The sequence below is a fragment of the Synechococcus sp. HJ21-Hayes genome, from assembly GCF_024345835.1.
GTDB lineage: Bacteria > Cyanobacteriota > Cyanobacteriia > PCC-6307 > Cyanobiaceae > Vulcanococcus.
Genome location: NZ_JAGQBW010000036.1, coordinates 1 through 10415, shown reverse-complemented (window position 1 = coordinate 10415; position 10415 = coordinate 1). Strand labels below are relative to the sequence as shown.

12 protein-coding genes and 1 tRNA gene are annotated in these 10415 nt (G+C 65.1%); 5 read left to right on the top strand and 8 right to left on the bottom strand.

The features are described from left to right. Positions 1-285: 285 nt before the first annotated feature. The 4 genes from KBZ14_RS15580 to minD form a co-directional block, all read right to left on the bottom strand. Positions 286-357: transfer RNA gene (locus KBZ14_RS15580), tRNA-Thr, on the bottom strand. 27 nt (positions 358-384) lie between these two features. Next, positions 385-585, bottom strand: coding sequence for a response regulator transcription factor (locus KBZ14_RS15575; RefSeq protein ID WP_255119264.1), 201 nt, complete (start codon positions 583-585; stop codon positions 385-387). A gap of 54 nt (positions 586-639) precedes the next feature. Further along, entirely contained in the window at positions 640-963 is a 324-nt protein-coding gene (minE, locus tag KBZ14_RS15570; protein ID WP_255119263.1) for a cell division topological specificity factor MinE, read from the bottom strand. Between the two features lie 4 nt (positions 964-967). Then, the gene (gene minD / locus KBZ14_RS15565; RefSeq protein ID WP_255119262.1) at positions 968-1789 is read right to left on the bottom strand and encodes a septum site-determining protein MinD; all 822 of its coding nucleotides are present in this window, start codon (positions 1787-1789) and stop codon (positions 968-970) included. Positions 1790-1898: 109 nt separating this feature from the next. On the opposite strand from minD, the gene KBZ14_RS15560 reads away from it, so the two are divergent. The 3 genes from KBZ14_RS15560 to KBZ14_RS15550 are packed head-to-tail and all read left to right on the top strand — an operon-like array spanning position 1899 to position 4023. Then, entirely contained in the window at positions 1899-2888 is a 990-nt protein-coding gene (locus KBZ14_RS15560; protein WP_255119261.1) for a phospholipase D-like domain-containing protein, read from the top strand. Further along, positions 2888-3442: a chromate transporter gene (locus tag KBZ14_RS15555; RefSeq protein ID WP_255119260.1), complete on the top strand. Its 555-nt coding sequence runs from the start codon at positions 2888-2890 to the stop codon at positions 3440-3442. The genes KBZ14_RS15560 and KBZ14_RS15555 overlap by 1 nt, the downstream gene beginning before the upstream one ends. Further along, positions 3439-4023: a chromate transporter gene (locus KBZ14_RS15550; protein WP_255119259.1), complete on the top strand. Its 585-nt coding sequence runs from the start codon at positions 3439-3441 to the stop codon at positions 4021-4023. Before KBZ14_RS15555 ends, KBZ14_RS15550 begins: the two co-directional genes overlap by 4 nt. A 9-nt stretch (positions 4024-4032) precedes the next feature. Here the strand turns inward: KBZ14_RS15550 and KBZ14_RS15545 are convergent, their stop codons facing one another. The 3 genes from KBZ14_RS15545 to ctpZ are packed head-to-tail and all read right to left on the bottom strand — an operon-like array spanning position 4033 to position 7254. Then, positions 4033-4689 carry a septum site-determining protein MinC gene (locus KBZ14_RS15545; RefSeq protein ID WP_255119258.1) on the bottom strand — a complete coding sequence of 219 codons (657 nt, stop codon included), beginning with the start codon at positions 4687-4689 and terminating at the stop codon, positions 4033-4035. A gap of 10 nt (positions 4690-4699) precedes the next feature. Next, on the bottom strand, positions 4700-5974 hold the full coding sequence (locus KBZ14_RS15540) for an HD domain-containing protein (RefSeq protein ID WP_255119257.1): 1275 nt from the start codon (positions 5972-5974) through the stop codon (positions 4700-4702). Then, the gene (gene ctpZ, locus KBZ14_RS15535; protein ID WP_255119256.1) at positions 5971-7254 is read right to left on the bottom strand and encodes a carboxyl-terminal processing protease CtpZ; all 1284 of its coding nucleotides are present in this window, start codon (positions 7252-7254) and stop codon (positions 5971-5973) included. The genes KBZ14_RS15540 and ctpZ overlap by 4 nt, the downstream gene beginning before the upstream one ends. 50 nt (positions 7255-7304) lie before the next feature. Here ctpZ and petB point away from each other — a divergent pair, with 50 nt between their 5' ends. Continuing rightward, entirely contained in the window at positions 7305-7985 is a 681-nt protein-coding gene (gene petB / locus KBZ14_RS15530; protein WP_255119255.1) for a cytochrome b6, read from the top strand. Between the two features lie 112 nt (positions 7986-8097). Further along, complete coding sequence (gene petD, locus KBZ14_RS15525) at positions 8098-8580, top strand: cytochrome b6-f complex subunit IV (RefSeq protein WP_255119254.1); 483 nt, start codon at positions 8098-8100, stop codon at positions 8578-8580. A gap of 86 nt (positions 8581-8666) precedes the next feature. On the opposite strand, the gene KBZ14_RS15520 is transcribed toward petD, so the two are convergent. Further along, entirely contained in the window at positions 8667-10118 is a 1452-nt protein-coding gene (locus tag KBZ14_RS15520) for a glycoside hydrolase 100 family protein (RefSeq protein ID WP_255119253.1), read from the bottom strand. Between the last annotated feature and the right edge of the window lie 297 nt (positions 10119-10415).

The following is a 10415-nucleotide window of genomic DNA, read 5'->3' as shown; positions in this document are numbered from 1 at the left end:
CAGCCCAAGGTCGCTGAGCATGGGGACAACGTCTACCAGAAGGAGCCCGCACAGAAAAATCACGGTGAAAGCAGAGTTGCTGCGTCCCGCGAACGGATCAAGACCCGTTTGTCCAGAGATTCCCTAGGTCATGCAGCTGACGTTTCATCTCAAACGGGGTTGGTGGCAGGGCCTGGTTAACCAACCGATTAATCAACCCGTCAATCAACCCAGGGGGTTCTTGCCGGACTGGGCGAATGCCAAGAACCAATCCCAGCACTGGCCTGGAAGGGATCTGGGAGAAGAAGCCGGCTAACGGATTTGAACCGATGGCCTTCGCTTTACAAAAGCGCTGCTCTACCACTGAGCTAAGCCGGCAACGGAGGCAGGCCTCCTCTACACAGTTTATCGCCTTGCCAAAGCCCACAACAGCAGCTGGGTGCGGCTGTTGCAACCGGTCTTGGCCAGCAGGTGGGAGATGTGGCATTCCACTGTGCGGGGGCTAAGCACCAGGGCGGCCGCAATGGCCTTGTTGCTCATGCCCTGCTCCAGGGCCTGAAGCACCTGGGTTTCAGCCGTGGTGATGGTGCAAAGGTTGGCGGCCATGGGGCTTCTTGAAGACCCCAGAAGCATTCCCCGCTTGTGGGCAACTCGGCCGGATCAACCCTGAATGGCGGTGCAGACAGGGGTTCCTTCCCCGCTGTGCTCCTGCTCTGCAGCCTTGGCCTTGGCCCGCTTGATCGGCAGGTTGGCCACTAGGGCGGTGACGCGGTCTTCCGTTTCCAGGCTCACATCCCCTTCTTCAAGATCAATCTCCACGTAGCGGCTCACCACCTCGAGGATCTCGCGGCGCATCTGCTCCAGCAGCTCGGGATTGAGATCGCTGCGGTCGTGGGCGAGCACCAGTTGCAGCCGCTCCTTGGCGGTGGCGGCGCTGGCAGGTTGACGACCGAGCAGTTTGTTGACGAAATCGCGCAGGGTCATCACTTCAGAAGATCTTGGTTTGCATCAGGCGGCCCAGCTTGGCCCGCAATCCCTTGCGCGCCTTGGCGGGATCGATCAAGGGAACCTCCTCTCCGCAGATCCGCCGGGCCACGTTGCTGTAGGCCTGAGCCGCTGGGGAGTTGCTGCCGTTGAGGGTGAGGGGCTCTCCGCGGTTGGTGCTCACGATCACCTGCTCGTCTTCCACCACCAGGCCCAGGAGCGGCAAGGCCAGGATGTCGGTCACGTCGTCGACGGCGAGCATCTCCTGGTTGGCCATCATCTTGGGGCGCACCCGGTTCAGCACCAGCTGGATGGGCTTGACGCCATGGGTGTTGAGCAGGCCGATCACCCGGTCGGCGTCCCGCACTGCGGACACCTCAGGGGTGGTGATCACGATGGCCTCCTTGGCGGCGGCAACGGCGTTTTGGAAACCGGCCTCGATCCCTGCGGGGCAGTCGATCAGCACGATGTCGAAGCTCTCGCCGAGCATGGCGGCGATCTTCTGCATGTCATCGGGTTTGAGCCACTCGAGCATGCGCGGGTTGCCCGCTGGCAACAGTGCCAGGTTGGGTTCCTGCTTGTGCTTCACCAGGGCCTGCTCCAGCCGGCAATGGCCCGTGAGCACCTCCTGGGCCGTGTAGACGATCCGGTTCTCCAGGCCCAGGAGCAGGTCGAGATTGCGCAGGCCGAAGTCCGCATCCAACACGGCGGTGCGCATGCCCTGCTTGGCCAGGGCAATGCCCAGGTTGGCGGTGAGGGTGGTTTTGCCCACGCCGCCCTTGCCGGAGCAGATCAGGATGTAGCGGGTCACGGCGCTGTCTGACATCGGGGCAGGTTAAGGCCAATCCATCGCATTGCTGCGTGTCCGCCGCACTGGGCGGCATGCCTGCGCCCGACTAAAAAAGGCAAGCCCCTGCAGGCCCGCGATGACCCTGATGCCCGCGACGAGCCAGCGCCTGCTGGTGATGCCGGATGACGGCGCCAAGGCGGTGGTGGAGCTGATCGATCAGGCCCGGGAGCAACTGTTGCTCAAGCAGTTCAAGCTGCAGAGCGAGCTGGTGGAGCAGGCCCTGCGCCGGGCAGTGGAGCGAGGGGTGCAGGTGCGGGTGATGCTCAACCCCCACACCTCCGGCGGCGATCGCTGGAACGACGAGGCCTTTGCCCTGTTGCAGCAGTGGGGCATCGCGGTGGCCTGGACCAGTGAGGCCTTCCCGGTGACCCATGAGAAGTCGATGGTGGTGGATCACGCGGCGGCCCTGATCGCCACCTTCAACTTCTCTGACAAGTACTTCACCGAGACCCGCGACTACGGCGTGGTGACCCATGACCCCAATGTGGTGAGCCAGGTGATCGCCGGCTTCGAGGCCGACTGGTCGCGGCAATTTTTTGAACCGCGGCTGGATGTGGGGCTGGTGTGGAGCAGTGCCCATAGCCGCGGACAGATGGCCCGGATCATCGATTCCGCCAAGGCCACCCTCTGGATTCAGCACCCCAAGTTCGTGGACGCGGTGATCCTCGAGCGGATTGTGGCGGCCCGCCACCGGGGTGTGAAGGTGCGGGTGCTCTGCGGTGGCAAGCACGGCATCAGCGATTGGGACATCTACGACACCTTCAGCTCCCTGCGCCTGATGGAGCGCTCCGGCGTGAAGGTGCGGCGGCAGAGGCACCTCAAGCTGCACGCCAAGTTGCTGTTGGTGGATGGCATCGCCGCCATGACCGGTTCGATGAATATCGATCGCAGTGCCTTTGACCTGCGCCGCGAACTCGGCATCGAGGTGGACGCTGCCCAGGTGGTGATGCGGCTCAAGCAGGTGTTCAAGGCCGACTGGGCCGAGGCCCACCCCTACAGCGCCCCCGATCCGCTCGATCCCGCCTTCCACGAGGCAGGTGAACTGCCTGCCGACCCCCATTTCGTGCACGAGTGATGGCGGAGATCCCGAGCCGCCGTGCCCTCTTTTTCGGGATGCTGCAGGTGGCGCTGTCCTCCTTCGGCGGTGGCCTCTCGGCCTGGAGCCAGCGGATTGTGGTGGAACAGCACCGCTGGATGACGGACGAGGAGTTCATCACCGGGCTCACCGTGGCTCGGCTGTTCCCAGGGCCCAACCAGATCAACATGGCGGTGTACATCGGGGCCCGTTTTCATGGCCTGGCCGGAGCCCTGCTCGCCCTGGCCGGGATCCTGCTGCTGCCCTTCAGCCTGCTCCTACTCCTGGGCCTCGCCTACTTCTATCTCAACATGAGGATGGCGGTGGATCGGGTGCTGGCGGGGGTTGTGGCCGCCGCCGCCGGCATGGCCCTGTCCATGGGCTTCAAGATCCTCGATGAATACTGGCGTGATGCCGTGGCCCTCGGCTTTGCCCTGGCGGTGTTCCTGGCCCTGGCGGTGGCTCACCTCCGTCTGATTCCCGTGGTGTTGGTTGCGGGGCCCCTGGCCATGGCCTGGTACTGGCCCCGGGGTGCTGCCGCAGGTGAGCCATGAGTGCCATCTGCCATCCCGCTCAGCTCAGCGATCTCGGCAACCTGGTGGCCGTGATCGGGGATTTCCTCAGCCTGTCGTTGTTTTCCCTGGGGGGTGGCAACACCCTGCTGGCGGAATACCACTACCTCAGCGTCGACAAATACTGCTGGCTCACCAACAGCCAGTTCGCGGATCTCTATGCCCTGGCCGAGGCAGCCCCTGGCCCCAGCTCCATGATTGTGGGTCTGCTGGGGATGGGCGCGGCCTGGCGTGAAGGCCCCAGCTGGGCACTGCTGAGTGGCGTGGCCGCGGAGCTGGCGATTCTGCTCCCTTCCACCCTTCTCATGGTGCTGGCCGCCCTCAGCTGGAATCGCTTCCAGCACTCGCCGTGGCGGATCGCCTTTGAGCGCGGCATGGGGCCCATCACCCTGGGGATCCTGTTTGCTGTGGGGCTCAAGATTCTGGAAACCGCCGATCGCGGCCCCGCGGCCTATGGGGTGTCGGTGCTGGTGTGCGTGTTGATGCTCCGCACCAGGATCTCTCCCCTGTGGTTCATGGCGGTGGCCGGTGTGCTCGGCGGTGTGGGCTGGATCAACCGCTGATCCGGGCGCTCACGCCTGCGGCCAATGGGGTTCGGCTGGGCGAATGGCGATGGCCCCCTCCACCAGCACGGCCTCCTCGCAGAACCCAGCCGGGGGCAGATCCTCGGGGCCCCGAGCCACCGCGGCCGCGATCCGCAGCTGCAGTGGCCGTAGCTGCAGGGCCACAATCCGAGCCTCCGTGTTGCCCGCGCAGCCGGCATGGGCAATGCCCCTCAGCCGGCCCCACACACGCACATCGCCGCCGGCACTGATGCGGGCGCCCGGGTTCACATCCCCGAGCAGCAGCACCGATCCCTGCACCTGCAGGTGATCGCCGGAGCGCAGGGTGCCCCGGTGGATGGTGAGCGCCGCAGCGGCGGCCGGATCGGCTTCTTCCGCCGCAGGTACCAGGGCCGCGGGCCTGAACACAGTGCTCAATCCCAGGGCGGCGGCCGCCACCAGGCTGCTGGCTTCCGCACTTTCGAGCTGGTGCAGCTCTAGGTGGGCGCTGCGCAACAGGGCCTGAATGGCCTGCAGGTCGGGCACGGTGAGGGGGCGATCGGCGCCGTGCAACACCGCAAGGCCACCGCTGGGATCAGCGTTCAGGGCCACCCGCACCTCCTCAAGGGCACTGGCCTGGGCCGTGGCCAGCGGGCTCAGCTGCAGGTGAAGGGGGTGTGCTGCCATGGGCCACAACCTAGGCAGAGGCCTCGGCTTGGGCTGGCCCGGCCGCCAGGGCCAACTCCTGGCGCAGGGGAGCACTCACCTCGGCGGGGTGGATCAGCCAGGCCATTTCGGTGGGTTGAATCAAGCTCCGCACCAGGGCGGAGCGCTTTTCCAGGGCCCCCAGCTGTTGGCCATCCCACAGTCTGAGCCCTCCTTTGTAGGGGTGGTAGCCGCGGCTCTGCTGTTGGCGCAGGCCACAGCACTGCTCCGCCTCCAGTCCGGCCGCCTCGCTGAGCTGGCGGGCCCGGGCCAGGAATTCCAGCCGTTGCTGCGGACTCAGGCGGCTCACATCGGTGGCCTTGAGCAGGTGTCGCTCCAGCAGGCGCCAGCACAGCTCCTGCAGGGCTGGGGGGCCCTGCTCGCGCCAGCGCTGCAGGTGATAGCCGGTGCGGATGTCGTCGTTGGCCAGGAAGCTGGCGAGATCGAGCTCGCGGGGGGCCCACAACCAGCGGCCCATGGCCTCATCCGCCCACACGGCCTCCGGTCCTAGGCGCCGGGCGGTGGCGATTGCCTGGGTGAGCAGCCAGTTGCACACCACGTTGAGGCGGTGGTTGTACACGCCGCGATACATCAGGTTGCGCACCACCAGGTAGTGCTCCACCGCCATCAGTCCCTTGGGGTTCAGGGCAATGCCCCCATCGGGAGCGATGGTGAGGGCCGCCAGGATCCGCTCCAGATCCAGCTGGCCGTAGCTGGTGCCGGTGCTGTAGCTGTCGCGCAGCAGGTAGTCGAGGCGGTCGCAGTCCAGCTGGCTGCTCACCAGGGCCTGGATCGCCGCGTTGGGGTAGTGGCCATGGCTGAGCAGATCCGCCACCGCATCCGCCGTGTCTGGCGCATAGGCCTCGAGCCGCTGGCGCAGCTGGGGGTGTTCTCGGATCAGCCGACCCGACCATGCCTCGTGATGCAGGCCATACATCTCCTCGCCGGAATGGCTGAGGGGGCCATGACCCACGTCGTGCAGCAGGGCGGCGGCATAGAGCACGCCCGTGTGGGCCTCGAGCTCCGGAGCCATGCGCTTGAGCCCTGTGAGGGCCTGGCGTGCCAGCTGCAGCACTCCAAGGGAATGGGTGAAGCGGCTCGATTCCGCTCCATGGAAGGTGAGGTAGGCGGGGCCCAGCTGGCGGATGCGGCGCAGGCGCTGGAAGGGGGCCGTATCGATCAGGTCGATGACCAGGGCTTCAGCCGGATTGCTGCGCTCCAACCGGATCGCCCCATGCAGAGGGTCGTGGTACGTGCGCTGACTCATGTCTCGGCTCCGCCCGGGGCCAACCCGTTGCTCAGGTGGCCCACGGCTGCGTCCAGCCAGGTGTCGCCATGGCCGCCGGGATCCAGGGGCTCGGGTTCGGGCAGTTCCAGATCCGGCTCAATGCCCAGATTTTGGATGTCGCGGCCGCTGGGGGTCACGTAGCGGGCCACGGTGACAGCCAGGCCACTGCCGTCTCCTCCCAGGTTGATCAGGGTTTGAATCAGCCCCTTGCCAAAGGTGCGCCCGCCCAGCAGCTCCGAACGCCCATTGTCCTGCAGGGCCCCAGCCAGGATCTCGCTGGCGCTGGCGGTCCCGCCGTTCACCAGGGTCACCATCGGGCCGGCGTAGAGCACGCCGCGGTTGGACTGTTGCGCATCGCTGAAGCCGTCGCGGTTCATGGTCTCCACGATGGGTTCCCCGTCTAGCAGGTCGTTGGCCACGGCCAGGCCGGCACTCACCAGGCCACCGGAGTTGTTGCGCAGATCCAGGATCAATCCCTCGATCCCCTCCTGGCCCAGTTGCCCCAAGGCCTCACTCACCTGCTGGGGCACGGGGTCGGAAAACTGGGTGATGCGTAGGTAGCCCAGGCGGTGGCTGCCGGCATCCAGCAGGCGGAAGCGCACCGGTTGGAGATTCACCTCCCGGCGGCTCAGCTCCACCTCCCGGATGCGCCCCCCGGGGGCTTGCAGTTCCAGCAGCACCCGCGATCCGGAGACGCCCCGCAGTTTGGCGGCGGTGCTTTCCAGGCCGAGCTCTTGGGCGGCCACGCCATTCACCTTGAGGAGTTCAGTGCCGCTCACGATGCCGGCCTCCGCGGCGGGGGAGTCCTCCAGGGGGGCGATCACCACGATGGCGGGATCGCCGCTGCGCAGGCCCAGTTGCAGACCCACGCCGCTCACGGTGCCTTGGGTGTTGGAGCGCAAGGTGGTGTACTCGGCCGGGCGCAACAGCCGCGTATAGGGGTCGCCGATGGGCGCCAGCATCGAATCGATGGCGTCGTAGGCCTCGGCACTGGTGCCGATGGGGCGCTCCAGGGTCTTCTGGCGCAGGCGCTTCCAGTGAATCGCTTCGAAGCGATCGGGGTCCACATAGCTCTGGTTCACCAGGCGCCAGCTCTCCACCACTAGCTGCTGGGCATCGCTGAGGGCGTGCACCGGTTGGGCAGCGGTGGGGAGGCTCAGCAGCACCACCAGGGCCGCCAGCAGCAGGCCCCGCAGGCGGCGCCAGGCCCATGTTTCGGTCGGTGGAGACTCCACGGTGATGGGCGGCTGAGCGCTCACGGAGGGTTCGAGGTGGTCGGTAGACTCTGCCAACCAAACCCCCTCGCTGCATGGCGAACTCCTCACCCGCCTCTGGCGGAAAGTCATCGCCCGTCTACGACTGGTTCAACGAACGCCTGGACATCCAGGAAATCGTTGACGACGTTGCGTCGAAGTACGTGCCGCCCCACGTCAACATCTTCTATTGCCTGGGCGGCATCACCCTGGTTTGCTTCCTGATCCAGTTCGCGACCGGGTTCGCGATGACTTTCTATTACAAGCCAACGGTGGTGGAGGCCTATGCCTCCGTGGAGCACCTAATGACGGACGTCAGCTTCGGCTGGCTGATTCGCTCCGTGCACCGCTGGAGCGCTTCGATGATGGTGCTCATGCTGATCCTGCACGTGTTCCGCGTGTACCTCACCGGTGGCTTCAAGCGCCCCCGTGAACTCACCTGGGTCACCGGCGTCACCATGGCCGTGATCACGGTGTCCTTCGGCGTCACCGGCTACTCCCTCCCCTGGGATCAGGTTGGCTACTGGGCCGTCAAGATCGTGTCAGGCGTTCCTGCAGCTGTTCCTGTGGTGGGCGATTTCATGGTTGAGCTGCTTCGCGGTGGCGAGAGCGTTGGCCAGGCCACCCTCACCCGCTTCTACAGCCTTCACACCTTTGTGCTGCCCTGGCTGCTGGCCGTGTTCATGCTCATCCACTTCCTGATGATCCGGAAGCAGGGCATCTCCGGTCCCCTCTGATCTGATCCTTGGCCTTGGGGTTGCGCATTGTTGCGATCCCTGCCCTCGATTTCTTCGGCTCTCCCGCCAGCCCATCGGCGGCCCCTAGCCTTCCCCTATCGGCATCAGCACCATGCACGTCCTCAAGAAGCCCGATCTGAGCGATCCCAAGCTGCGGGCCAAGCTGGCCAAGGGCATGGGCCACAACTATTACGGCGAGCCCGCCTGGCCCAACGACCTGCTCTACATCTTCCCGGTGGTCATCCTGGGAACCATCGCCTGCATCGTTGGTTTGGCCGTTCTCGATCCGGCCATGCTGCTGGATAAGGCTGATCCCTTTGCCACGCCTTTGGAAATTCTCCCGGAGTGGTACCTCTACCCGGTGTTCCAGATCCTGCGGGTGGTGCCCAACAAACTGCTCGGCATCGCCCTGCAGACGATGATCCCCTTGGGCCTGATGCTCATCCCGTTCATCGAGAGCTTCAACAAGTTCCAGAACCCTTTCCGTCGTCCGGTGGCCATGGCTGCCTTCCTGTTCGGCACTCTGTTCACCATCTACCTGGGTATCGGTGCAGCTCTGCCGATCGACAAGTCCCTCACCCTGGGTCTGTTCTGATCCAGCCGGCCTCCGGGCCAGTGTCTTGTTTGGTCTTGGCCGCGGCGGGTTTGTCCCACCGCGGCTTTTTTGTGTCTGTCCTCAGCTCAGGGGCTGTTGATGTCCAACAGGGTCACGTCCTTGGGGTTCACCCGTAGCAGATGGTGCAGGAGCAGGAAACCCACGATCGTCCAGGTCTGATAGGTGCGGGCCTGTTGTCCCACCCAGGTGCCGGTGGGGCCATCGAAGTACTCGGCCCACTGCTGGCGGGGCAACTGGTTGAGCTGCATCCAGTAGCACTCCTCGAGCATGGCCTTCATCTGCCCCATCAGCAACACGTCGGCCTCGGGGTAGCGCTGCTCATGCAGCAGGATCGCTCCCCCCAGATACCAGAGCAGGCTGGGCCAATGCCCACCGTTGTGGTAACTCCATGGCCAGTTCTTGGGATCCGAGCCCGTTTTCTCGCGCCACTTGTCGCCTTCAATCGGTGGATGGCAGATGCGCATCGGCATCTGGGCCATCAGGTGATGGCGGTTGTGCAGCACGAGCCGGAACAGGGCGCGCTGTTGCGGGGCGGTCACCAGCCCGAACAGGCAGGCCAGGGAATTGCCCAGGCTGTAAAAGCGGAAGTCCGGTCGGCCAGTGCGCATGTTGCCGATCAGGTAACCGCCACGGTCCTCCAGCCAGTCCTGCAGCCAAGGCGGGATCACCTGGGGCTGCACATTGAACGCGTTTAGGGCCTGGGTTTCCCCGTATTGCTCCGTGGGGCGCCGCCGCAACACCTGCATGGTTTTGCTCGTCACCCAGTAGTGCTTGAGCAGGTAGGAGCGCAAATCGTGCTTCCACTGGCGGGTGAGCACGAGGCGCTGCTCCAGCAGCCTGCTGCTTCGGCCCTTCTGGGCTAGATCCATCAGCTGGGAGCAGCTGGCGAGGCAGCCATACAGCAGCACTTCGATCTCCAGCGGTGCGCCCCACACATCCATGGGGCGGTCGATCATGAAGGAGCAGTCGGGCACGAACAGCACCGGTGTGCCCTCGAACGTGGGGTGCAGCACCAGGTCGAGAAGTAGCTGCACACCCCGCTGCACCTTCTGGCTTGCGCCGAATTCCAAGTCGCGGCTGCGCCGCACATACAACCAGCAGAGCACCGGCCACCAGAGGCTGGCGTCCACCGAGGTGATGCTGCCGATCGAGCGCTGTCCATAGTCCGCCAGCAGTTGCCCGTTCTGCTCCACAAAGCTGGTGGGGAACACGCCACGGGTCTGGTAGGCGCTGCTTTGGAGATCAAGGCACACCTCCAGGAAGTTGCGCACGATCTCGTAGCGGCCCTGCACCAACAGGAGCAGCATCACCGGCACGTTGTCCCTGAGGAACACCTCGCCGTAGTTGGCCGCATCACCGCGTCCGCCTGGATGGCTGAGGGCCGCCACGGAACCCACCAGCTCCCCGCGCACACGGATCAGCGTGCGCTCGAAATGCTCATTGGCGCTGGTCACCACAGCTTCCTCGCGGGAGCTGGGCCGAACCCGAAGGCGCTCTTGGCTGAATTGCTTGGCCATCACGGGCCTCCCGCCCGATGGGCTGCCAGGCCCGAACCATAGAAATGGCAAGCGGCTGCGTCATCCCTGAAACGGTTGGTAGCGGTTGCTGCCGTTTGGGTGGTATGCTTTTGGACTGCGCAGGAGCCGAGAGGCGAGAGCGCAGAGCCAAAAAGCCTGAGAGGGTTTTACGGCGACTTGCAACGGAGGAGGCGCGAGCCGACGGTGTTGTAAGTTTTCTGAGCGGCCGACGAGGTCGCCGAACCGGAAGCCCGAGAGGGCGGAAGGAGAACCTGGACAACCGAAAAGTTTAGGAAC

Coding starts and splice junctions, on each gene's coding strand:
- KBZ14_RS15575 (WP_255119264.1), bottom strand. CDS start 585: ATGGCCGCCAACCTTTGCACCATCACCACGGCTGAAACCCAGGTGCTT.
- minE (WP_255119263.1), bottom strand. CDS start 963: ATGACCCTGCGCGATTTCGTCAACAAACTGCTCGGTCGTCAACCTGCC.
- minD (WP_255119262.1), bottom strand. CDS start 1,789: ATGTCAGACAGCGCCGTGACCCGCTACATCCTGATCTGCTCCGGCAAG.
- KBZ14_RS15560 (WP_255119261.1), top strand. CDS start 1,899: ATGCCCGCGACGAGCCAGCGCCTGCTGGTGATGCCGGATGACGGCGCC.
- KBZ14_RS15555 (WP_255119260.1), top strand. CDS start 2,888: ATGGCGGAGATCCCGAGCCGCCGTGCCCTCTTTTTCGGGATGCTGCAG.
- KBZ14_RS15550 (WP_255119259.1), top strand. CDS start 3,439: ATGAGTGCCATCTGCCATCCCGCTCAGCTCAGCGATCTCGGCAACCTG.
- KBZ14_RS15545 (WP_255119258.1), bottom strand. CDS start 4,689: ATGGCAGCACACCCCCTTCACCTGCAGCTGAGCCCGCTGGCCACGGCC.
- KBZ14_RS15540 (WP_255119257.1), bottom strand. CDS start 5,974: ATGAGTCAGCGCACGTACCACGACCCTCTGCATGGGGCGATCCGGTTG.
- petB (WP_255119255.1), top strand. CDS start 7,305: ATGGCGAACTCCTCACCCGCCTCTGGCGGAAAGTCATCGCCCGTCTAC.
- petD (WP_255119254.1), top strand. CDS start 8,098: ATGCACGTCCTCAAGAAGCCCGATCTGAGCGATCCCAAGCTGCGGGCC.
- KBZ14_RS15520 (WP_255119253.1), bottom strand. CDS start 10,118: ATGGCCAAGCAATTCAGCCAAGAGCGCCTTCGGGTTCGGCCCAGCTCC.